This window comes from Kosakonia sacchari SP1 (assembly GCF_000300455.3).
Lineage (GTDB): Bacteria > Pseudomonadota > Gammaproteobacteria > Enterobacterales > Enterobacteriaceae > Kosakonia > Kosakonia sacchari.
This window is the reverse complement of the sequence record NZ_CP007215.2, coordinates 476,437-498,481: the sequence shown is the minus strand read 5'-3', so window position 1 is coordinate 498,481 and position 22,045 is coordinate 476,437. Positions and strand designations below refer to the sequence as shown.

Annotated in this window: 20 protein-coding genes; 7 read left to right on the top strand and 13 right to left on the bottom strand. The window is 54.2% G+C overall.

Annotated features, from left to right (window positions below; all coding sequences use genetic code 11):
* Nucleotides 1-13 precede the first annotated feature (13 nt).
* From rpsI to zapE, 3 genes are all read right to left on the bottom strand, one after another.
* Nucleotides 14-406: a 30S ribosomal protein S9 gene (gene rpsI, locus C813_RS25395; protein ID WP_000829818.1), complete on the bottom strand. Its 393-nt coding sequence runs from the start codon at nt 404-406 to the stop codon at nt 14-16.
* 15 nt (nt 407-421) lie between these two features.
* Complete coding sequence (gene rplM / locus C813_RS25390; protein WP_004868222.1) at nt 422-850, bottom strand: 50S ribosomal protein L13; 429 nt, start codon at nt 848-850, stop codon at nt 422-424.
* 255 nt (nt 851-1,105) lie between these two features.
* Nucleotides 1,106-2,233: a cell division protein ZapE gene (gene zapE, locus C813_RS25385; RefSeq protein WP_017457308.1), complete on the bottom strand. Its 1,128-nt coding sequence runs from the start codon at nt 2,231-2,233 to the stop codon at nt 1,106-1,108.
* A gap of 189 nt (nt 2,234-2,422) precedes the next feature.
* On the opposite strand from zapE, the gene zapG reads away from it, so the two are divergent.
* The 3 genes from zapG to degS all read left to right on the top strand — a co-directional run bounded on the left by zapG (nt 2,423) and on the right by degS (nt 5,527).
* The gene (gene zapG / locus C813_RS25380; protein ID WP_017457307.1) at nt 2,423-2,821 is read left to right on the top strand and encodes a Z-ring associated protein ZapG; all 399 of its coding nucleotides are present in this window, start codon (nt 2,423-2,425) and stop codon (nt 2,819-2,821) included.
* A gap of 169 nt (nt 2,822-2,990) precedes the next feature.
* Nucleotides 2,991-4,367 (top strand): serine endoprotease DegQ, encoded by a 1,377-nt coding sequence (degQ, locus tag C813_RS25375; protein WP_017457306.1) that lies wholly within the window; start codon nt 2,991-2,993, stop codon nt 4,365-4,367.
* A 92-nt stretch (nt 4,368-4,459) separates the two neighbouring features.
* The gene (degS, locus tag C813_RS25370) at nt 4,460-5,527 is read left to right on the top strand and encodes an outer membrane-stress sensor serine endopeptidase DegS (RefSeq protein WP_017457305.1); all 1,068 of its coding nucleotides are present in this window, start codon (nt 4,460-4,462) and stop codon (nt 5,525-5,527) included.
* A 66-nt stretch (nt 5,528-5,593) separates the two neighbouring features.
* Here the strand turns inward: degS and mdh are convergent, their stop codons facing one another.
* A complete protein-coding gene (mdh, locus tag C813_RS25365; protein ID WP_017457304.1) occupies nt 5,594-6,532 on the bottom strand; it encodes a malate dehydrogenase in 939 nt (312 codons plus the stop codon).
* Nucleotides 6,533-6,941: 409 nt separating this feature from the next.
* Here mdh and argR point away from each other — a divergent pair, with 409 nt between their 5' ends.
* The 3 genes from argR to yhcN (C813_RS25350) all read left to right on the top strand — a co-directional run bounded on the left by argR (nt 6,942) and on the right by yhcN (C813_RS25350) (nt 8,423).
* Nucleotides 6,942-7,412, top strand: coding sequence for a transcriptional regulator ArgR (argR, locus tag C813_RS25360; RefSeq protein ID WP_017457303.1), 471 nt, complete (start codon nt 6,942-6,944; stop codon nt 7,410-7,412).
* A gap of 381 nt (nt 7,413-7,793) precedes the next feature.
* Entirely contained in the window at nt 7,794-8,057 is a 264-nt protein-coding gene (gene yhcN, locus C813_RS25355) for a peroxide/acid stress response protein YhcN (RefSeq protein WP_017457302.1), read from the top strand.
* A gap of 102 nt (nt 8,058-8,159) precedes the next feature.
* On the top strand, nt 8,160-8,423 hold the full coding sequence (gene yhcN, locus C813_RS25350) for a peroxide/acid stress response protein YhcN (protein ID WP_017457301.1): 264 nt from the start codon (nt 8,160-8,162) through the stop codon (nt 8,421-8,423).
* Nucleotides 8,424-8,484: 61 nt separating this feature from the next.
* Here yhcN (C813_RS25350) and C813_RS25345 read toward each other — a convergent pair whose 3' ends face one another.
* From C813_RS25345 to aaeX, 5 genes are all read right to left on the bottom strand, one after another.
* Complete coding sequence (locus tag C813_RS25345) at nt 8,485-8,754, bottom strand: barstar family protein (RefSeq protein WP_017457300.1); 270 nt, start codon at nt 8,752-8,754, stop codon at nt 8,485-8,487.
* Between the two features lie 44 nt (nt 8,755-8,798).
* Nucleotides 8,799-10,253, bottom strand: a complete 1,455-nt coding sequence (locus tag C813_RS25340; RefSeq protein ID WP_017457299.1) for an NAD-dependent succinate-semialdehyde dehydrogenase — start codon at nt 10,251-10,253, stop codon at nt 8,799-8,801.
* 82 nt (nt 10,254-10,335) lie between these two features.
* A complete protein-coding gene (aaeB, locus tag C813_RS25335) occupies nt 10,336-12,303 on the bottom strand; it encodes a p-hydroxybenzoic acid efflux pump subunit AaeB (RefSeq protein ID WP_017457298.1) in 1,968 nt (655 codons plus the stop codon).
* A gap of 5 nt (nt 12,304-12,308) precedes the next feature.
* Nucleotides 12,309-13,241 (bottom strand): p-hydroxybenzoic acid efflux pump subunit AaeA, encoded by a 933-nt coding sequence (gene aaeA / locus C813_RS25330; protein ID WP_017457297.1) that lies wholly within the window; start codon nt 13,239-13,241, stop codon nt 12,309-12,311.
* A gap of 7 nt (nt 13,242-13,248) precedes the next feature.
* Nucleotides 13,249-13,452, bottom strand: coding sequence for a p-hydroxybenzoic acid efflux pump operon protein AaeX (gene aaeX, locus C813_RS25325; protein WP_017457296.1), 204 nt, complete (start codon nt 13,450-13,452; stop codon nt 13,249-13,251).
* Nucleotides 13,453-13,630: 178 nt separating this feature from the next.
* On the opposite strand from aaeX, the gene aaeR reads away from it, so the two are divergent.
* Entirely contained in the window at nt 13,631-14,554 is a 924-nt protein-coding gene (gene aaeR / locus C813_RS25320; RefSeq protein ID WP_017457295.1) for an HTH-type transcriptional activator AaeR, read from the top strand.
* Between the two features lie 39 nt (nt 14,555-14,593).
* On the opposite strand, the gene tldD is transcribed toward aaeR, so the two are convergent.
* From tldD to C813_RS25300, 4 genes are all read right to left on the bottom strand, one after another.
* On the bottom strand, nt 14,594-16,039 hold the full coding sequence (tldD, locus tag C813_RS25315; RefSeq protein WP_017457294.1) for a metalloprotease TldD: 1,446 nt from the start codon (nt 16,037-16,039) through the stop codon (nt 14,594-14,596).
* Nucleotides 16,040-16,122: 83 nt separating this feature from the next.
* Nucleotides 16,123-19,932 carry an AsmA2 domain-containing protein YhdP gene (gene yhdP / locus C813_RS25310; RefSeq protein ID WP_017457293.1) on the bottom strand — a complete coding sequence of 1,270 codons (3,810 nt, stop codon included), beginning with the start codon at nt 19,930-19,932 and terminating at the stop codon, nt 16,123-16,125.
* 55 nt (nt 19,933-19,987) lie between these two features.
* Nucleotides 19,988-21,457, bottom strand: coding sequence for a ribonuclease G (gene rng, locus C813_RS25305; RefSeq protein ID WP_017457292.1), 1,470 nt, complete (start codon nt 21,455-21,457; stop codon nt 19,988-19,990).
* Nucleotides 21,447-22,040, bottom strand: a complete 594-nt coding sequence (locus C813_RS25300) for a Maf family protein (RefSeq protein WP_017457291.1) — start codon at nt 22,038-22,040, stop codon at nt 21,447-21,449. The genes rng and C813_RS25300 overlap by 11 nt, the downstream gene beginning before the upstream one ends.
* Nucleotides 22,041-22,045: the final 5 nt, after the last annotated feature.

Below are 22,045 nucleotides of genomic sequence, written 5' to 3'. Positions count from 1 at the left end.
AAGCAGAAACCAATTAACGTTTGGAGAACTGCGGACGACGACGTGCTTTGCGCAGACCGACTTTTTTACGTTCAACCTGACGCGCGTCACGAGTGACAAAGCCAGCTTTACGCAGTTCGGAACGCAGGGACTCGTCGTACTCCATCAGAGCGCGGGTGATACCGTGACGGATCGCACCAGCCTGACCGGAGATACCACCACCTTTAACGGTGATGTACAGGTCCAATTTTTCAACCATGTCGACCAGTTCCAGCGGCTGACGAACTACCATGCGGGCAGTTTCACGACCGAAGTACTGTTCCAGCGAACGCTGGTTGATTACGATTTTACCGTTGCCCGGTTTGATAAACACGCGAGCGGCGGAGCTTTTGCGGCGACCAGTGCCGTAGTATTGATTTTCAGCCATTGCCTATAATCCCGATTAGATGTCAAGAACTTGCGGTTGCTGTGCCGCGTGGTTGTGCTCGTTGCCAGCGTAAACTTTCAGTTTACGGTACATAGCACGACCCAGCGGGCCTTTTGGCAGCATGCCTTTAACCGCGATTTCAATCACACGCTCAGGACGGCGAGCAATCATCTCTTCAAAGGTCGCTTCTTTGATACCACCGATGTGGCCGGTGTGGTGGTAGTACATTTTGTCTTCGCGCTTGTTGCCAGTTACAGCAACTTTTTCTGCGTTCAGAACGATGATGTAATCACCCGTATCAACGTGCGGAGTGTATTCCGCTTTATGCTTACCGCGCAGGCGACGAGCCAGTTCGGAAGCCAGACGGCCCAGAGTTTTACCGGTCGCGTCAACAACATACCAGTCGCGTTTTACGGTTTCTGGTTTAGCTGTAAAAGTTTTCATTAAAAGCTTACCCAAATAATTAGTTACACGTTGGTGAACACCCAAACGTTTAGTCAGTTGAGGTTCACACGACATTGTCCAGCAAACCTACCCCTTCGAATAGCCTATGCCGGCGCAGAGAAAGTTTCGGGAAAAAAACCTTCTTGTAACGTGGGGTCGCAGGATTATAGAGAAGTCGGGGTCAAAGATCGACCCCTTTTCGTGATTTGACGCAGGTTTTGTCGCCCTCTGGCAATAAAAGAAGGCAAGGCCGCATCAGGGCATATGCGCGCGTTTCAGATATTCTTCGCTCTGCATCTCTTGCAAACGAGATAAACAGCGCTGGAACTCAAACTTCAGCCGTTCACCCTGGTAAATGTCATGCAACGCTGCCGCAGCGCTAACCACCAGTTTCACGTGACGCTCGTAGAACTCATCCACCAGCGCGATAAACCGGCGCGCTTCGTTCTCCATCAGCGGCGTCATCACCGGCACATCAAATAACATCACCGTATGAAAGAGCCGTGAAAGCGCAATGTAGTCATGCTGACTGCGGGCATCCACGCAGAGGGTATAAAACGACACCGCCAGCGTCTGGTTTTCCACACCCAGCGTAGGCAATGGTCGATGATTAATCTCTAGTTCCGGCGCGTTTTGTCGTGCCGCACCCGCCAACGCCAGCCACAATTTGTCCATCTGCTGAGTGGTACTGGCATCTAACGGTGTTAACCACAGGTGCGCCTGCGTCAGGGTACGCAGCCGGTAATCCACACCCGCGTCAACATTCATGACGTCGCAAAACTGCTTAATAGCGTCGATAGCGGGTAAAAACCGCGCCCGCTGCAAACCGTTACGGTACAGCTCATCCGGCGGAATGTTCGATGTCGCCACCAGCGTAATACCACGTGCGAACAGCGCTTTCATCAGCCCACCAAGCAGCATGGCATCGGTGATATCCGACACAAAAAATTCGTCAAAGCACAACACATCGGTTTCGGCTTTAAAGCGGTCAGCCACGATTTCCAGCGGATCACTTTGCCCCTGTAGAGAAGTCAACTCTTCATGGACGCGCAGCATAAAGCGGTGAAAATGCAGACGCTGTTTACGCTCGCCGGGCAAGCTTTGATAGAACAAGTCCATCAGCCAGGTTTTTCCACGCCCTACGCCGCCCCACATATAGAGGCCGCGCACGGGTGCGGCTTCTTTAAGCTCACGTTTGCCGAGCAGCTTGCCAAACTTCGCCATCAAACCGCCACTTTGCGACGCGGCGGGTGCGCTGCGGTTAATCAATGCCTGGTAAATGACATCCAGCCGCGAGACGGCTTCTTTTTGCACATCATCCGGTTGATGGCTACCCTCGTTCAGGGCATTTAAATATCGCGATGTTGGGGAAAGGCTCTGCATGGTGTTGTTGTTATTCCTTGAAAATCGATCCGCCCCCACAGGGTTGACGAAAAAAAGGCCGTTCTACACTACGCGATGCTGCGTCAGGATTCCACTTCTGCACAATTAGCGGTTATAGTGGCACAATCAGGCGCAGGCAGGAGCTTGCAGCCCACACCCTACGGAATCAAAAAACAACGGGAGAAGTTCATGACCTGGGAATATGCGCTAATTGGGTTGGTTGTCGGCATTATTATTGGTGCCGTGGGTATGCGTTTCGGAAACCGCAAATTGCGCCAACAGCAGGCCTTGCAGTACGAGCTGGAAAAGAACAAAGCGGAACTTGAAGAGTATCGCGAAGAGCTGGTAAGCCACTTTGCCCGCAGCGCTGAGTTGCTGGATAACATGGCGCACGATTACCGCCAGCTTTATCAGCATATGGCGAAAAGTTCGTCCAGCCTGCTGCCGGAAATGTCTGCGGAAGAGAACCCGTTCCGCAACCGTCTGGCCGAGTCCGAAGCCAGCAACGATCAGGCGCCGGTGCAGATCCCGCGCGACTATTCTGAAGGTGCATCCGGCCTGCTGCGCGGCGGTGCCAGCCGTAAGTAATCGAACACTTCTGAAATATTTACGGGCGCGCTCCTTGCGCCCGTCCCTTCTTGCGCATCGCAGCTATTATTTAGTCATTCACCTCATTGTTACGCGGTTGAAATTTCAATAACATCAAACTGTTTTGGGGCGTCATTCCTTCCACTTCAGGTTACGAGAGCCAGCATCAATGAAGAAACAAACCCAGCTGTTGAGTGCATTTGCGTTAAGTGTCGGGTTAATTCTCTCGGCACCCTTTCAGACCTTTGCGGCCATGCCGTCACAAGTCCCTGGTCAGGGAGCATTACCCAGCCTCGCACCCGTGCTGGAAAAGGTTCTGCCGGCGGTTGTCAGCGTGCAGGTAGAAGGCACAGCGGTACAAGGCCAGAAAGTCCCTGAAGAGCTGAAAAAATATTTCGGCGAAGAGATGCCGGATCAACCCCAGCAGCAGCCTCAGCCGTTCGAAGGCCTTGGTTCCGGGGTGATTATCGACGCCGCTAAAGGTTACGTGCTGACCAATAACCACGTGATTAACCAGGCACAAAAAATCAACGTACAGTTGAATGATGGACGTGAATTCGAAGCCAAATTGATTGGCGGGGACGATCAGAGCGACATCGCGCTGCTGCAACTACAAAATGCGAGCAATCTGACACAAATTGCCATCGCCGATTCCGATCAGCTGCGCGTCGGCGATTTCGTTATTGCCGTCGGCAACCCCTTCGGCCTGGGACAAACCGCCACATCCGGGATTGTTTCTGCCCTGGGTCGCAGCGGCCTGAACCTTGAAGGGCTGGAAAACTTTATCCAGACCGATGCTTCCATTAACCGTGGCAACTCCGGCGGCGCGCTGCTCAACCTGAACGGCGAACTTATCGGCATTAACACGGCGATACTCGCACCGGGCGGCGGCAGCGTCGGCATCGGTTTTGCGATTCCAAGCAATATGGCGCAAACCCTCTCTCGCCAGTTGATTCAGTTTGGTGAAATCAAACGCGGTCTACTGGGCATTAAAGGCACCGAAATGAGCGCGGATATCGCCAAAGCCTTTAACCTGAACGTGCAGCGCGGCGCATTTGTCAGTGAAGTGTTGCCAAATTCGGGTTCGGCGAAAGCGGGGATCAAATCGGGTGATGTGATTGTTAGCCTGAACGGTAAGCCGTTGAGCAGCTTCGCTGAACTGCGTTCACGTATTGCGACCACAGAACCGGGAGCGAAGGTGAAGTTGGGGATATTGCGCGACGGCAAACCACTGGATGTTGAAGTGACGCTCGATAAAAGCACCTCATCCTCTGCCAGTGCCGAGTTGATCTCCCCGTCGCTGCAAGGCGCGGAGCTGAGTGATGGTCAGTTGAAAGATGGCACCAAAGGCATCACCGTCGGTAATGTGGAAAAAGGCAGCGCCGCTGCGCAGGCTGGCCTGCACAAAGATGATGTGATCATTGGCGTTAACCGGGATCGCGTACAGTCGATTGCGGAAATGCGCAAAGTGCTGGAAGCGAAACCTTCCGTGATGGCGCTGCATATCGTGCGAGGCAACGACAGTATCTATCTGCTGCTGCGCTAAGTAATTCTATCGCCGGACATCACCGCCCGCGTGTGATGTCCGGATAACTCATGTTATGCTGCTGCCGTTCTCCTTTTAATGACTATCCCATCATGTATGTGAAGCTTTTACGTTCCGTGGCAATCGGTTTGGTCGTCGGTGGTCTGATCATCGTCGCCATGCCTTCGCTGCGTAAAAACATTCCGCTCGCGACGCCGCAAATCGACAGCGCCGATGAAACGCCTGCCAGCTATAACCCGGCGGTTCGTCGCGCAGCGCCTGCGGTAGTGAACGTCTATAACCGTAGCCTGAATAGCTCCACCCATGACCGTCTCGAAATTCGTACGCTCGGTTCCGGCGTCATCATGGATCAACGCGGCTATATCATCACTAACAAACACGTGATCAACGATGCGGATCAAATCATTGTCGCGCTGCAGGATGGCCGGGTGTTTGAAGCGTTGCTGGTAGGGTCGGATACGTTGACCGATCTGGCGGTATTAAAGATCAACGCTAACGGCGGTTTGCCGGTGATCCCCATCAATACAAAGCGCACGCCGCATATCGGCGATGTGGTACTGGCGATCGGTAACCCGTATAACCTTGGTCAAACAACGACTCAGGGGATTATTAGCGCCACGGGTCGTATTGGTTTGAATCCCAGCGGGCGGCAAAACTTTCTGCAGACCGACGCGTCCATTAACCACGGTAACTCCGGCGGCGCGCTGGTGAATTCGCTGGGTGAATTGATGGGAATCAACACTCTGTCGTTTGATAAAAGTAATGACGGTGAAACGCCGGAAGGCATCGGGTTCGCCATTCCCTTCCAACTGGCGACCAAAATCATGGATAAATTGATCCGCGATGGCCGCGTGATCCGTGGCTATATCGGCATTGGCGGCCGTGAGATCGCGCCGTTGCATACTCAGGGCGGCGGTATCGATCCGATCCAGGGGATTGTCGTCAACGAAGTTTCGCCGGATGGTCCGGCGGCGCGCGCGGGGATTCAGGTCAATGATGTGATCACCTCGGTGAATGGAAAACCGGCGGTTTCCGCCCTCGAAACCATGGATCAAGTGGCGGAAATCCGTCCTGGCTCGGAAATTCCAGTCGAGGTCATGCGCGATGACAAGAAACTCACCTTCAAGGTCACGATTCAGGAATACCCGGCAACCAATTGAGTTCCATAAAAAAACCGGAGCAACAGGCTCCGGTTTTTTCTTCCCGCACGTGCAGGACAACAAGGCTTAACGATTAACGAAATCGACGCCAAGCTGAATATCTTTTTTCAGCGTATCCAGCATGCCTTCCAGCGACTGCTGTTCAAACGCGCTGAGCTTACCGATAGCATGGCGCTCTTCAATACCGTTTTTACCCAGCAGCAGCGGCTGCGAGAAGAAACGCGCATACTCACCGTCACCTTCCACATAAGCGCACTCAACAACGCCTTGCTCGCCCTGCAGCGCGCGCACCAGCGACAAACCAAAACGTGCGGCGGCCTGGCCCATGGAAAGCGTTGCTGAACCGCCACCCGCTTTCGCCTCCACCACTTCGGTACCGGCGTTTTGAATGCGTTTTGTCAAATCGGCAACTTCTTGCTCGCTGAAACTTACGCCCGGGATCTGCGACAGCAGCGGAAGGATTGTCACACCAGAGTGACCACCGATAACCGGAACTTCGATATCTGTCGGCTGTTTGCCTTTCAACTCTGCCACGAAGGTGTTGGAACGGATGATGTCCAGCGTCGTCACGCCAAACAGCTTGTTCTTATCGTATACACCGGCTTTTTTCAGCACTTCAGCGGCAATCGCGACTGTCGTGTTTACCGGGTTAGTGATGATGCCAATACAGGCTTTTGGCGCGGTTTTCGCCACCTGAGCGACCAGGTTTTTCACGATACCAGCGTTGACATTAAACAGGTCGGAGCGATCCATACCCGGTTTACGCGCCACACCTGCGGAAATCAGCACCACATCGGCGCCTTCCAGCGCGGGCGTCGCATCATCGCCGGAGAAACCTTTAATGTTTACAGCGGTAGGAATATGGCTGAGGTCAACGGCAACCCCAGGGGTTACAGGTGCAATATCATACAGAGAGAGTTCTGAACCTGAAGGCAGTTGTGTTTTCAGTAGTAGGGCGAGCGCTTGACCGATACCGCCGGCCGCGCCGAGGACTGCGACTTTCATCCTAAACTCCTTATTATGGTTAGCTAAATATTTTGTTACTCCGTTGCGGCGACCTTAATCCACCCTGGTAATTATGACAATAAACGCGCCAAAATAGTGCGGCGCAGCCCACTGTTAAGATCTTATATAAGGATGGATATGACCGTCAGATCGGCAATCTAAGCAACTAACACTCAGAGTTTATAATATAGCTGCGATATTCACCAAAATAACATCAACTTTATAACATTTAATTTACTTTTTAATCTTATTTGCGACGTAAGACACATGTGGCTGTGCTTCATCACAGGATTTGATAAACTTCGCGCCTTCTCAGCAGTTTTCAGAAATTCCCTCGCGAGAATATTTGCATAAAAATTCATCAATATGCATAATAATGTTGTTTTCACGGCCATATTACGGGTGACTTATGCGAAGCTCGGCAAAACAAGAAGAATTAGTTAAAGCGTTTAAGGCGCTTCTTAAAGAAGAGAAATTCAGTTCTCAGGGAGAAATTGTTCAGGCTCTGCAGGAAGAGGGCTTCGACAATATCAATCAGTCTAAAGTCTCTCGCATGCTGACCAAATTCGGCGCGGTGCGCACGCGCAACGCGAAGATGGAAATGGTCTACTGCCTGCCAATCGAACTGGGTGTGCCCACGACCTCCAGCCCGCTGAAAAACCTGGTGCTGGATATCGATTACAACGATGCCGTCGTGGTGATCCACACCAGCCCCGGCGCTGCGCAGCTGATTGCGCGTCTGCTGGACTCTCTGGGCAAAGCGGAAGGCATTCTTGGCACCATCGCCGGGGATGACACGATTTTCACCACGCCAGCCAAAGGCTTCACGGTTAAAGATCTCTACGAAGCCATACTGGTCCTGTTCGAACAAGAACTGTAATTAGCGCCTCTCCCCCGGCTTCGTTCGCGGGGGAATGTTTGGCTTTTTGCCCCATAACTCGACTTTTCCCCTACCGCTAACTTAGCAGTTAGTGCGATTTATGGTTTCACTTCACTTTCCCAGCGTATACCACCGCACAAAAAATCAAATTCATCTATCCATATGATTTTCTTAACTATCGCTAACTAAATTTTTACCTGAGCGCTTTTTTTTATGCTTTTCTGCAATATAAAACTGCAAATCCTATTCCCATTCATCATAGTTATAATTAGCTTGGTATTAATTATTTGCGTGACTAGTGTATACTTGATTTTGTGATGAGGGTCACGAAACAAGACCCTGCGAAAAATTTAAAGAAAAGAATACGACGAGGTAAGAGACATGAATATCAAATCAACCGTTGCAACACTGAGTATCCTTTCAGCCCTGTCATTTGGCGCTTTCGCGGCGGACTCCATCAACGCGGAACAGGCGCAATCTCGCCAGTCACTGGGTACTGTTTCTATCGGTTCTGTCACCGCATCACCGATGGACATGAACGCGCAACTGAGCAAAAAAGCGGAAGAACAAGGTGCGTCAGCTTACCGCATCATTGAAGCACGTAGCGGCGACCAGTGGCACGCCACCGCAGAGCTGTATAAATAAGTTTTACCGATAACCCTATCTAACCGTCACTCAACGGCACCAGGCACAAAAAAAAGCAGTTTAATCCTTCTCGCCGTTGAGTCTCTTTTAAGGAGACAGACAATGAAACGTAATCTCATCATCGCATCCCTTGGCCTTGCATCACTGATCTCTTTCGGCGCAAGCGCCGCAACGCTTGTTAACAGTGATCAAGCCAGCAACCTGCAATCCATCGGCAGTGTTTCTATTTCCCAAAGAGCGGGCGTCCCGATGGACATTCGCCAGGAGCTCTCTGCTAAAGCCGATCAGGCTGGCGCGAGCAGCTACCGTATTATTGAAGCGCGTACGGGTGATAGCACCCACGTTACGGCTGAACTGTATAAATAAACCCTCGTCGTCTTGTCCGACGACTTGCCCCTGCCTGTCAGGGGCTTTTTTTTGCCTTCGCTCACCGCACATTAAACCGCAGCTCGCCTTCCAGCTCCTCTTCCGCTTCATCAAATAGCAGGATCAACGCGCCAAAACGGCGGCGCTGTTTTTCCGGCAGATGAATAAATTCAATTTCCAGCGGCAAAGGCAGCGCACCATCCATCACCGTGTCCCACAGGGAATCCAGATCGTGAACTTTCTCGCGCTCAATAGCGAACTGGCGGCTAAACTCGCGGTAGAAAGCACTTTGATCGTCAATATGTTTAAAATCGAAAGTGTAGATATTCATTTTCCGCCATCAGCCCAACAGGGCGGCAAACGCCGCCCACATGATTACAATCCCCCAAGGTGCAGAGTTTTCACTTCCAGAAACTCTTCCAACCCCAGCACCGAACCTTCCCGACCGAGACCAGACTCTTTCACCCCGCCAAACGGCCCCAGCTCCGTTGATACCGCGCACTCGTTAATGCCAATCATGCCGCTTTCGATCGCCTGCGAAACGCGGAATACCCGCTGCAGGTTCTGCGTATAGAAATAGGCGGCCAGACCAAACGGTGTTGCATTGGCACGCTGCACCACCTCCTCTTCGCTGGTGAAACGGAAACAGGCAGCTACCGGACCAAACGTCTCTTCCTGCGCCAGTTTCATGCCATCGCTGCAATCACCCAGCACCGTTGGCTGCCAGAAGTTTCCGCCGAGGCTGTGCGGTTTACCGCCGGCCAATACTTTCGCCCCTTTGGCGACGGCATCGTCGACGTGCTCGCGCACTTTGTCCACCGCAGCGCGTTCAATCAGCGGTCCGACAACCACCCCTTCATCCAGACCATTCCCCACTTTTAATGCATTAACTGCCTCTGTCAGTTTTTGCGTAAAGGTATCGTAGACAGATTCATGGATGTAGAAGCGGTTGACGCTGACGCACACCTGCCCCGCATTACGGAATTTATTGGCGATAGCACCCTGCACCGCCGCGTCAATGTCAGCATCCTCAAACACGATATAAGGCGCATTCCCTCCCAGCTCCATCGACACTTTTTTCATGGTTTCAGCCGCGTTGCGCACCAACGTTTTTCCCACCGCCGTCGAGCCGGTGAACGAGATTTTGCGCACGTCATGGCTGGCCATAATCGCATCGCTGATTTCAGACGTGTTCCCGGCAACGGCGTTCAGCACGCCGTCCGGCACACCGGCTTTTTTCGCCAGCGCCAGCAACGCAAAAGCGCTAAGCGGCGTGTTATTTGCCGGTTTGATAACGCCGGTACAGCCTGCAGCCAGGGCGGGCCCAAGCTTGCGGGTCAACATCGCCATTGGGAAATTCCACGGCGTAATCGCGGCTACCACGCCAATGGGTTCTCGCGTCGCCAGAATGCGTGAGCCGGGTTTGATGGGCGGGATAATTTCACCGTTGGCGCGTTTCGCCTGCTCAGCAAACCACTGAATAAAGCTGGCGGCATAGTCGACTTCACCTTCAGCTTCTTTCAATGGTTTGCCCTGCTCAGTGGTCATCAATCTGCCAAGCCAGCTTTTGTTTTCAATGATCAATTCATACCAGCGGTACAAAATGGTCGAGCGCTCTTTCGCGGTTTTCGCCCGCCATGCGGGAAAAGCGCGCGTTGCGGCGGCAATGGCTTCTTCTGTCTCTTTCTTGCCTGCTTTGGCGACTTTCGCGATAGTTTCGCCCGTAGCCGGATTCAGAACGTCAAATGTGGTATCCAGCGTTTTCCAGACCCCATCCACCAGATAGCCGGTCTGAAAAAGCGCATTGTCCTGCAGTGACTGCGTTGTCATTTGTCCTCCTGATCTGCAGTTTATAAAAACTCTTAGAAAGTATAGCCATAAAAAAACCGACGCTTTTGGCGTCGGTTTGGCATTAACTGCTGGTCAGCGCATGTTGGTATTTGTGCAACATACCTGTTAGCCGGTTTACCGGCTCGGTAACCTGCGGCGGCGCGTTCCAGTGATGTAGCTTGTGCTGGTAAATATCCAGTTCTTCCAGTAACTGGGTGAAGTAACGACGACGTTTCGTGTCGCTGCCCGCCGATATCACTTGTGACGCCGTACGCCGTAACTGGCGATGAAACGCCGAAAGATCATCATTGATCGGCACAGGCGCATCCCGCAGGCGCTGGTGCGCAATAATCAACGTCAGCGCGAGACGGAACTTCGCGATATCACCTGGAAATTTATTCAGCAGCAAGAAAAGCTGTTGATACAGCGCGGGCAAGTGGTTCTCTTTGCGGCGCGCGGTATTCGTGGTCATCGCCGAAACGGCAGCGGAAACAAACTGGTTCAACAACATGCGCCCGGTGCGCGCTTGCGAGTTATCACGCACCAGCAAAAGCACAACCATCGCCAGAACCACGCCAACCAGCTGCCCCAGCGCGTTATCAAGAAACTGGCTGAATTTAAAGGTCATCGGATTATCAAGCACCAGAATATTAATGGTCCCCGCCAGCGTCGCCATTGAACCCAACCGCCGTTTTTGCACTTCAATACCGATAAAGAACGCCAGTACCGCCAGGCTAATACACAGCAGCAGCATGCTTTGTTGCGTCGATGGCAGAATAACCAGGTAATAGAACGAACCAATCGGCAGCGCCCATAACATGCCGTAGATAAAGTCTTTCGCCACCATTTTTGGGTTCGGCAGACGCATCGCCAGCGACGTGACTACCGCGATCATCACCATCGAACCGCTGCCGGAAGTCCAGCCAGTCCACAGCCAGAACAACGTGCCCAGCATGCAAGAAAGCGTGGTGCGCCAGAAGTTAACCATCGCATGATGACGTTCAGCTGATTCGGCTTTCACCACTACTTCGCCCTGCAATACCTCTTCTTCAACGGCGCTGATTTTCGCGTTGCCAATAACACCGCGTTTCAGCAGCAGATAGCGGGTCGCCGCACCCACCCAGCTATAAATCGTGACCGGCGTTTCCCGCTCACCGGTCCAGGCGATGACCCGACGCATTCTTTTTAACTGCTTGTGCATCTCCTGCACGTTCTCGACCGGCTCGGCAAACAGCTCGCGAAACGTATCAGTGATAAGCTCCGGGCGAGTGTTCTGAATCAGATACGTTTCACACGCCTGGGTGATCAGCGTCAGCGACAGGGTATTGATCGCTTTCAGACGGCGGTTAGCGCGTCCCCAACGGGAAGACTCAATATTCAGATTGCTGCGCATCCCTTCAAGTGCAGTGGTACGGCGCACCAACGCAGCCCAGGCGTTGTCCACCTCTTCGCTATCGCCATGCTTAATACACAACTGCATCAGTTGATAGTGGGCCAGCAGCAGGCTATCCAGCTCGCGGTCAATTTCCTGTTTGACGGAGCGCGGAGAAAAGAGCAGATCGGCGACAATGGCGCAGAGAATGCCCACCACGATTTCACTGCACCGCTCAACGGCATATTGCGGTGCCAACAGGGGTTCCGTCTGGATAGTGACAACAATAATCAACGCGGTGTAACCCGCCAGCCCCCAGGCGTAAGAGTTTTCAACACGCACCAGCGACGAGAGCCAGGTACAAAACCCGGCCCAGACACAGCACACCATTAACATCAGAAGCGGGGTGCGGATCAGCATAATAATGATGGCCAGCCCGGCAATACAGCCGATAAAGGTGCCGACAATACGCAACATCCCCCGGTAGCGAATCGCCCCGGAATAGGGCTCGCCACCGGCGGCAAAAGCGGGGCCCGCCGCGACAATCGCCGCGGTTAATACCGCCCAACGCGGGGTTTCAAGCTGAAAGTGAAAGCCAACAAACAGTGCCAGCACCACGGCAAAGGCCAGCTTGAAAGCAAAACGCAAATGCTGGCTGGCAATGGATAACAGCCCCATAGCGATTACCCCAGCTCACGCAGGCGATGCGCCATTTTGCGAAAGAACGAATCCTGGCTTTCATCACGATCGGATTTTCCCGTCACCACCACCGTCGCGGTGGTGCCCGCCGGCCACAGATTGCCTGGTTGTTTGTCGAGACGAATACGTACCGGCACACGCTGCGCCAGCCGCACCCATTCAAGGTTGGAATCGATGGTCGCCATACCTTTGCTGTCATTACTGCTGCTGGCGTTCGTGACGCCTGCGGCGATGCTGTCCACCGTGCCTTTTAATACCAGATTGCTGCCAAGCGGGGTGATCTCCGCGCGATAACCGGGGCGCACGCCTTCCAGCTTGGTCTCTTCCATATACGCCAGCACGTAGAACGTGTGTTGTTTCACCAGCGCCACCGCGGTGGAACCCCGGGTAATAAATTCACCGGCGTACACATTTAGGTTGGTGATCCAACCATCGGCTGGTGCACGAATGATAGTGCGCTCCAGATCCAGCTTCGCCAGATCGCGGGCTGCTTGTGCTTTGGCTAATTGATGCAGCTCGGTTTGCAGGGTGTTGTTGGCCTGGTCGATCTCTTCACGTGACATGGCCTGAACACCCAGTTGGTTACGACGCCCGGCTTCACGGCGTTTCTCCGCCACCAGCGCTTCGTAATAGGCAACGTCTGCTTCATCTTCCGCCAGCGCTTTTTGGTAACGCGGTTGATCGATGGTGAACAGCACCTGGCCCTCTTTCACCAGTTGGTTGTCATGCACATTGACGGCGGTGACAAGCCCGGTGACATCTGGCGCGATAGCCACGACATCGGCACTAAAGCGCGCGTCGCGCGTCCAGGGCGATTCGGTGTAATAAACCCAGGCGCGGAAAATCGCGATGAACGCCAGGATTACCAGCACCATAGTGATAGCGGTGCGAGAGATATTTCTTGTTAGTGTTTTCACTTCTACCTCAAACAAACAGGCGCGACAGCAGGTAAAAAAGGCAGCAATACAGCGCAGTGTTAAACAGCGCCGGGTGCCAGACAAAGTCATAGATCCCGGTAGGGACCAGCACCCGGCGCACCAGCCAGAAGATCGCCAATGACAAAATTAATTCGACAAAAATCGGTGGGAACGACAAACCGAACACCACGATGACGGGAAACAGACTCATGTTGACCTTGATTAGACAGCGTGCAGGTGACAATTCGTTCTAACGTCACCGCAGGAGTAAGGGCAAGGAGAGCCAGGCGAGAGTGACGTGAATATTCTTAATAGATAGTATATTAACGTAACTGTTATGCTGTTATCTATATTATGTGATCTAAATCACTTTTAACTCAGAGTGAATAATGGAACGACTAAAACGCATGTCGGTGTTTGCCAAAGTGGTGGAATTAGGTTCGTTTACCGCCGCCGCCCGACAGCTACAAATGAGTGTTTCCTCCATCAGCCAGACCGTCGCCAAACTGGAAGATGAGTTGCAGGTAAAGCTGCTGAACCGCAGCACGCGCAGCCTGGGCCTCACCGAAGCGGGGAAGATTTACTACCAGGGTTGCCGCCGGATGCTGCATGAAGTGCAGGACGTTCACGAACAGCTTTACGCCTTTAACAACACCCCAATCGGTACGCTGCGCATTGGCAGTTCTTCAACCATGGCGCAAAATGTGCTGGCAAAAATGACCGCCGATATGCTCAAAGAGCATCCAGGTCTGTCGGTAAACCTCGTCACAGGGATCCCGGCGCCGGATCTGATTGCTGACGGTCTGGATCTGGTGATCCGCGTCGGCGCACTGCAGGATTCCAGCCTCTTTTCCCGCCGTCTTGGCGCGATGCCAATGGTAGTTTGCGCGGCAAAAAGCTACCTCGCCCAGTATGGCATTCCTGAAAAGCCTGCGGATATGGTTAACCACTCATGGCTGGAATACAGCGTGCGTCCGGATAATGAATTTGAGCTGGTGGCGCCAGAAGGGATCGCCACGCGGCTTATCCCGCAAGGACGTTTTGTCACTAACGATCCGATGACGCTCACGCGATGGCTGACCGCCGGTGCCGGGATCGCCTTCGTGCCATTAATGTGGGTGATCGACGAGATCAACAGCGGTCAACTTGAGATCCTGCTGCCGCGCTACCAGTCGGATCCGCGCCCGGTTTATGCGCTCTATACCGAAAAAGATAAGCTGCCGCTGAAAGTGCAGGTGTGTATTAACTATCTGACGGAGTACTTTATTGAAGTGGCAAAGGTGTATCAGGGCATGCAGGGACGCAGCGTGTGAAGGAGTCACCCCCTTCTTGCGAAGAGGGTGAGAAAAGCGTTAAGCCGTACCACCGACGGTCAGGTTATCGACTTTCAGCGTCGGTTGGCCCACACCCACCGGCAGGCTCTGCCCCTCTTTGCCGCAGACCCCAACGCCGTTATCCAGTTTCAGATCGTTACCCACCATGGAGATCTGCTGCATCGCTTCAATACCGGAACCAATCAGCGTTGCGCCTTTCACCGCTTTGGTAACCTTACCTTTTTCAATCAGGTACGCTTCAGAAGTGGAGAAGACGAATTTACCGGAAGTGATATCGACCTGGCCGCCGCCAAAATTCGGGGCATAGATGCCGTAGTCGACAGATTCGATAATCTCCTGCGGTGTTGATTTGCCCGCCAGCATATAGGTGTTGGTCATACGCGGCATCGGCAGATGCGCGTAAGATTCACGACGCCCGTTGCCAGTCGGCTTGACGCCCATCAGACGCGCGTTCAGTTTGTCCTGCATATAGCCTTTCAACACGCCGTTTTCGATAAGCACGTTGTACTGGCCCGGCGTTCCTTCATCATCAATCGCCACAGAACCGCGACGATCGGCGATGGTGCCGTCGTCCACAACGGTACACAGTTCTGAGGCCACCAGTTGCCCCATCTGGCCACTAAATACCGATGTTCCACGGCGGTTGAAGTCGCCTTCCAACCCGTGTCCAACTGCTTCGTGCAACAGCACACCAGGCCAGCCCGCGCCCAGTACCACCGGCAGCGTGCCCGCAGGTGCGGCAACAGCAGAAAGGTTGACCAGCGCCATGCGCACGGCTTCTTTCGCCCACGCATCCGCACGAACGTCGCCATCCACATCCTGCAAGAACCAGTCATAACCAAAACGACCGCCGCCGCCGCTGGAACCGCGCTCGCGTTTGCCGTCGTCTTCAACCTGTACACTCACGGAAAGCCGCACCAGCGGGCGAACATCCGCCGCCAGCGTGCCATCGGTCGCCGCCACCAGAATGAGTTCGTAAACGCCAGTCAGACTGGCAGTGACTTCCTGCACGCGTTTATCCGCTGCACGCGCGGTTTTATCCACGCGGCGCAGAATATCGAGCTTCTCTTCACGGCTCATGCTTTGCAGCGGATCGATACTGGTATAGAGGCTTGGATGTTCGAGCGCACCCAGCGTTTTCACTTTGCCATCGCCCTCTTCCCGCACGATGGTACGCGCGGCTTGCGCGCTCTGTTCCAGCGCCAGCAGGTTGATTTGGTCCGCATACGCAAAACCGGTTTTCTCACCACTGACGGCGCGCACGCCCACGCCCTGGTCGATATTGTAAGAACCATCTTTAATGATGCTGTCTTCTAAAACCCAGGATTCGTGATAGCTCGACTGGAAATAGAGATCGCCGTAATCAAGACGACGCGCGGTCAGTTGACCGAGAATAGCAAACAGATCCTGATGACTCAGGCCGTTCGCAGCCAGAAGTTGTTCACTTACCAGATTAAGACTCATCATTTTTTCTCGTCGTTGCCGCCACAGCGGGCAATAAAAAGTGCGATACAAGGAGCTTGAGGCAATTCGCCGATGCCGTCAAATCATTGCTTTTTGTCCGTACGCGGCTGGCGCAGGACTTCGTTGATTTGCGGCTGATCAACCGGGCCGGTAATGCGGTAGCGCAGAATCGAGACTTTGTTCCACAGTGGTCCCAGCACTTTGCTGGCGGCAAACACCGCCGCACCGACAATCGGGTTAACGGCAAAGGCCGCCGCCACACCGACAGTCGCGGATATTTCTGGCGCAACCACCGCTTCCATATCCAGCTCGCGGCGCACTAAATTCACCGAGCCTTTCATGGCGATATCCGCCTCCAGGCCGTCCACCAGCGTATCGTCGGTATGCAGCACACCGTCTTTGATCCACGCCGTGCTGCGAATGGAATCAAACCAGAACCCCTCACTACTGAAGGTATCGCTGAAGTCAAAACGCAATTTACGCCACAGCGAGTCGACGCTGAACAAGCGTAGCAACTGCCCGGCATGGCCGGTGCTGATATCGGTAATTTTGCCTTTGCCAAGACGCGTACGCAGGATGCCATTAAGTGACTCTTCCTGCGGTTGCCACGGAGTGCTGCGCCAGTGCAGGTCATAATTAATATCAAACGACGAATCACGCACCGGCGTCGGTACGCCAAAGAAGCCCATTGCGGAATCAATTTTCTCGCCGCGCAGCACACCTTTCAGTGAAGTACGCTCCGCGCCTTCACGATTGACCCATTCACCATCGGCGGTAAGCCGCGCAGTGCCGCTGTCCACCAGGCCGTTTGCCAGCGTCAGCGTATCGCCCTGAATGGCGAAATCACCATCGATGCGGCCATATTTTTGCCCCCACAGCCAGCACTCCGCACAGCGCAGTTGCAAATCCGGCCAGCCGGTAAAGTCCACCCGCGTCTGGCCGCGCAACAGCGTTGAAGGGGAAGAGATATCGTTATCGTCCGGTGGCGCGTTCGACGGGTTGTAGTAGAGGTAGCGGATCGCGGCCTGCCACGGCGCATTATCATGGATCGTCAACGTACCGCTGATTTCACGCCCCTGCGCTTCAATGGTCGAACCTGAATCTTGCGGCTGCGAAACAATGCTGAGGTTATTCCACTGCTGTCCGCCCAGCGTCAGAGCTGGCGTACGCAGCGTAATGCTCTGTGGGAAGGTGGTGGCACTACTGACATTATTTGCCACGCCCTGTCTGAACAGGCCCAGCCACTGCGCACCGTTCATTGGCGGCAAGTTGAGTTCAAGCCCGGCCTGCTCCGGCAGCGGCGGCAGTGTACGGCTGTCTGAGGTCCAGATCCCGCGATCGAGCGTCAGCTTATTATTCAGCAACCAGCGGCTGTTAAAATGGTTGTTACCACCGGCATTACCGGTTAAATCGAAACTGTGCAGGTTCCCTTCTACCTTCACCTTCAACGGCAATGCCTTGCCTGCGGGTTTATCCAGCGGCGGCGGTAACGTGCTGGCAAGGCTGCCCAAATCGCCGTCAATATTGACCTTATAAGTGGTACCGCCACGGTGCGGCAACTCAACGCCAACATCGCCTTTCCATGCGATGCTGCCGCGCAACGCATCATTAAGTTGTGGAGGTAAAACACCGGTTTTTGCCGGTTGCCAGTTCCCGTTGAGATTCACCGCCACCTGATAGGCTTTATCTCCCTCGGTGGTGGAGAAATCAAGGTTCACTGGTTGGTTAAACCAGGTTGCCTGTAGCGGTTCACTTTTCAGCGTACCGTTCTCGAAGCTGAATTTGCCGCTGAGGTTCTTCAGTGTGCTGTTAAGCGGCCTGATAAACAGGCTGTTGTTGTTCAACGCCACGTCACCTTTGGCGACGGTCTGCTCCCCGTCCAGCGGGATATCAAGATGTAAGCGAGCGCTTACATCGCCATCAATTTGCAGTTCATCCAGCGCGCTGCCCAGCGTATCGTGCAGCGGCGTCTCTTTGAAATAGGGCCCAACGGCTTTGCCCGGCCCGTTAATGTCCGCGTCAATCAGCAGCTTCTCTTTGACGTAATCCGGGATGTTGGCGGTCAGATTGCTGGCCGTTACACCGCCCAACGCCACTTTACTGCTTTTCATCCACAAGCCATCGTTGAGGAAGTCGAGATCGATATCGAGGTTTTGCAGCGCCGGCCAGTCCGGCTGGAAAGCAAAAGTCGCGTTGCGCAGCGGCACAGAGACTTCAAACTGGCCTTCGTTGTGCTTAAACGGGAAGAGCTTCGGATTACCGCCAAACAGCAGCGTGGCATCTTGCGTCTGCCCGCCTTTGATCGACGAGCTCAGATACGCTACCAGCGCTTTGCCCATCAAATTTTCCGGGAAGTAACGCCAGGCTTGCCCGGCATCCGTCACATTGATACCAGCCAGGATACCCAACCAGGGCTCATCACCTTGCGGCTGCAGATAGCGGAAATCACCGCGCGCGCGCAGGGCATTGGCCTGAACGTCGATATTGCGCCCGTCCAACTGGAAGCCGTGTTCGTTATTCTGCCAGTTCAGCGTGGCAACGCCTTTTTCAATCTCCAGCGGCGCGGGAAACACCGTCTTATAGGGCATCTTCGCCTGTGCGATATCGGCGGTTAAGCGTCCATTCTCCACACTGCCGGCAAGCGTTCCACTGAGGTGTTCAACACCGGGCAGCAATTCCCACTGTTGCCAGGCAATATCCTGCCACTGGGCGTGGAAGCGCGTTTTTTCAGTCGCCTGCAAAGGGATATCCAGCGCCAGCTGCTCCAGCTTGCCGCGAGGCTGCATGGTATGCCAGATGTCATACAGTTCCGGGGAGATTTTCTGCGCAATCGGCAGCAGCCCCTCTAAACCACTGAGCTCAAGGTTACTGGCACGAACGCGCAGTTCATCGCTGCGCACGCTGCTGGCACCGCCCACTTCCTGCGCCGGAACCCAGGCAAAACTCAGCGCGCCCTGCGGCCAGGGATGGTCATCAATCGCGATGCGCGTTACCGGTACATCAAACTGCCAGCCTTGCTGCTGACGCGAAACATGGGCGGTAAGGTTATCCACCGTCATGCGGTGCTGCGTATTATTGCCCTGCCAGCTGGCACCGCCTTTTTTCAGCCATACATCACCGCTTTCCACCACGCCTTTGCTTAATGTCATCCAGCCTTCAAGGCTGAAGCGCGCGGAATCCAGCGCGACCTTATCCTGCATCCATTTGGCGAGCCAGGGTTTGACATCAATGTCGTCCGCCTGCAACCACACCCGCCCATTGTTCAGCAGACCATTGTCGTCACGCAGATCCATACGCACCTGCATAATGCCGTGCTGACCGGTGAGGCTCGACAGGCTGACTTGCCCTTCCGCACGGTGACGATCGTTGCCGTTAAGCCAGGTAAGTTGCGGGATCGCCAGCTCAGCGCGCTGTCCGGAGAGCGTTAAGAAACTGATGCGGCTGTCGCGCAGATCAAAGTGATCGAACTGGCGCAAAAACAGATCGCTGATGCGATCCGTGGTGATAGGTTCGCCGGTGTCATTGCGTTGTAGCGGGGTATTACTGTGCGCAACCAGCTGGTAAAAGGTGAGATTGCGGAACTGCCAGCGCATGTGCAGCAGGCTTTGCCAGACATCCAGCGCCAGCGTCACGCGTTTGACCGACAGCTCGCCACCATCGGGCAGCATCGCGTTAATGTCGCGCACGTCCAGTTCAGGACCGAAATTTTCCCAGCGCGCCTGTATCTGGCTGGCCGAGACAGGAACGCCGGTTTGTGCGGTGATCCGCGCCAGAATGGGCTCACGCCAGCTATCCAGATGGGGCAGAACAAGGCGCAGCCCACTTACCAACAGCGCCGCGATAACAATCAGCGTCGCGCCTGTAAGCAGCAATATCCCCGGCAGTCGCCTCACGCCTCTCTCCTTGTCAACCAAACCCAGACTCGCTCATGTCGCAGCACGCTGCGAATTACATCATTACGACGTCAAACTGCTCCTGATTATAGAGCGGCTCGATTTGCACTTTTACCTGCTTGCCAACGAAGATTTCCACCTCCGCCAGCGCGTGCGACTCTTCACCTTTCAGGGCTTCCGCCACCGCCGGGGAAGCGTAAACCAGGAAGCGATCGGAATCATAAGCATGATGCACGCGAACAATCTCGCGCATGATTTCATAGCACACGGTTTCCACCGTTTTAACGGTGCCACGGCCATGACAGGTGGGGCATTCATTGCAGAGAACATGTTCCACGCTTTCGCGTGTGCGTTTGCGCGTCATCTCGACCAAACCAAGCTGGGAGAAACCGTTAATGCTGGTCTTGACCCGATCTTTGCTCAGCGCTTGCTCCAGCGAGTGCAGCACGCGACGGCGGTGATCGTCATTATTCATATCGATAAAATCGATGATGATAATGCCGCCCAGATTGCGTAAGCGCAGCTGGCGGGCAATGGCCTGCGTGGCTTCAATGTTGGTGTTGAAGATGGTGTCATCAAGATTGCGATGACCGACAAACGCACCGGTGTTGATATCAACGGTGGTCATCGCTTCGGTTTGATCGATGATCAGATAGCCGCCGGACTTCAGCTCCACTTTGCGCTCCAGCGCACGCTGAATTTCGTTCTCTACATCGTAAAGATCGAAAATCGGCTGGCGGCCGCTGTAGTGTTCGAGCTTGCTGGTCATCTCAGGAATGTATTCCGCCGTGAACTCCAGTAGCGCTTCAAACGTCAGACGCGAATCCACACGGATACGATCCAGGTGAGCATCGGCGAAATCGCGCAGCACACGCTGCGCCAGCGCCAGTTCGCCGTACAGTTTGCAGCGGCTTTGTTGGCGCTTTTTGCGCTCCATCACCTTCGTCCAGACGCGCTTGAGGTACGCCGCATCGGAGGCAAGATCCTCTTCGCATACGCCTTCAGCCGCAGTGCGAATGATAAACCCGCCCTGCTCGTCGCAATACGCCGCAACAACCTGTTTCAGGCGCTCGCGCTCGGCTTCACTCTCAATACGCTGGGAAACACCGACATGCGAAGCACCCGGCATAAAGACCAGATAACGGGATGGCAGTGTGATATCCGTGGTCAGGCGCGCACCTTTAGTACCCAGCGGATCTTTCACCACCTGCACCATTAAATCCTGCCCCTGACGGACAAGCTCGGAGATGTCGCGCACGGTGAAGTTTTTTTGCTCTTCCCCGGCAACGCATTCGGTATGCGGCATAATGTCGGAGGCGTGAAGAAACGCCGCCTTTTCCAGACCAATATCTACAAAAGCCGCCTGCATGCCCGGTAGAACCCGGCTAACCCGACCTTTGTAGATATTGCCTACTATCCCGCGCCGTGCTTCGCGCTCGATGTGAATTTCCTGCAGAATGCCGCCGTCAATATAAGCGACGCGTGTTTCCGATGGAGTAACGTTGACCAACAATTCAGCCGTCATGATTATCTTTTCCCTCGCGCAGTGCGTTAAAATTGCTCAGCAATTCCCAGGTTTCCACCAGCGGTAAACCCACAACGGCATGATAACTACCGTTTATTTTTCTCACGAAACAGCCACCCAGCCCCTGAATGCCATAAGCACCGGCTTTATCCAGCGGTTCCCCGCTGGCGACGTAATCGGCAATATCCTTTTCCGATAACACTCTGAAAGTCACTTCAGTTTCCACCAGACAATCGAGCACATGCTGGCTATCTGCCAACGCCACTGCCGTCATCACCTGATGCGTTTGCCCGGAAAGCAGGCGCAGCATACTGGCAGCATGCGAGGAGTCTTTTGGTTTTTCAAGCACTTCACCATTAAATATAACGATCGTGTCCGCGCCCAGCACAGGCCGATCGCTTGTGGCCATCGCCACACCGGCCTGCGCTTTTTCGCGCGCGAGGCGCAACACGTACTGGCGGGCGCTCTCCTGCGCCTGACGCTGTTCCTCAATACCCGGAACAATACGCGTGAAAGTGACGCCCAGTTGTGTGAGCAACTCCTGGCGACGAGGAGAACCGGAAGCAAGCCAGATATCTGTCATAAAAG

Coding starts and splice junctions, on each gene's coding strand:
- rpsI (WP_000829818.1), bottom strand. CDS start 406: ATGGCTGAAAATCAATACTACGGCACTGGTCGCCGCAAAAGCTCCGCC.
- rplM (WP_004868222.1), bottom strand. CDS start 850: ATGAAAACTTTTACAGCTAAACCAGAAACCGTAAAACGCGACTGGTAT.
- zapE (WP_017457308.1), bottom strand. CDS start 2,233: ATGCAGAGCCTTTCCCCAACATCGCGATATTTAAATGCCCTGAACGAG.
- zapG (WP_017457307.1), top strand. CDS start 2,423: ATGACCTGGGAATATGCGCTAATTGGGTTGGTTGTCGGCATTATTATT.
- degQ (WP_017457306.1), top strand. CDS start 2,991: ATGAAGAAACAAACCCAGCTGTTGAGTGCATTTGCGTTAAGTGTCGGG.
- degS (WP_017457305.1), top strand. CDS start 4,460: ATGTATGTGAAGCTTTTACGTTCCGTGGCAATCGGTTTGGTCGTCGGT.
- mdh (WP_017457304.1), bottom strand. CDS start 6,532: ATGAAAGTCGCAGTCCTCGGCGCGGCCGGCGGTATCGGTCAAGCGCTC.
- argR (WP_017457303.1), top strand. CDS start 6,942: ATGCGAAGCTCGGCAAAACAAGAAGAATTAGTTAAAGCGTTTAAGGCG.
- yhcN (WP_017457302.1), top strand. CDS start 7,794: ATGAATATCAAATCAACCGTTGCAACACTGAGTATCCTTTCAGCCCTG.
- yhcN (WP_017457301.1), top strand. CDS start 8,160: ATGAAACGTAATCTCATCATCGCATCCCTTGGCCTTGCATCACTGATC.
- C813_RS25345 (WP_017457300.1), bottom strand. CDS start 8,754: ATGAATATCTACACTTTCGATTTTAAACATATTGACGATCAAAGTGCT.
- C813_RS25340 (WP_017457299.1), bottom strand. CDS start 10,253: ATGACAACGCAGTCACTGCAGGACAATGCGCTTTTTCAGACCGGCTAT.
- aaeB (WP_017457298.1), bottom strand. CDS start 12,303: ATGGGGCTGTTATCCATTGCCAGCCAGCATTTGCGTTTTGCTTTCAAG.
- aaeX (WP_017457296.1), bottom strand. CDS start 13,452: ATGAGTCTGTTTCCCGTCATCGTGGTGTTCGGTTTGTCGTTCCCACCG.
- aaeR (WP_017457295.1), top strand. CDS start 13,631: ATGGAACGACTAAAACGCATGTCGGTGTTTGCCAAAGTGGTGGAATTA.
- tldD (WP_017457294.1), bottom strand. CDS start 16,039: ATGAGTCTTAATCTGGTAAGTGAACAACTTCTGGCTGCGAACGGCCTG.
- rng (WP_017457292.1), bottom strand. CDS start 21,457: ATGACGGCTGAATTGTTGGTCAACGTTACTCCATCGGAAACACGCGTC.
- C813_RS25300 (WP_017457291.1), bottom strand. CDS start 22,040: ATGACAGATATCTGGCTTGCTTCCGGTTCTCCTCGTCGCCAGGAGTTG.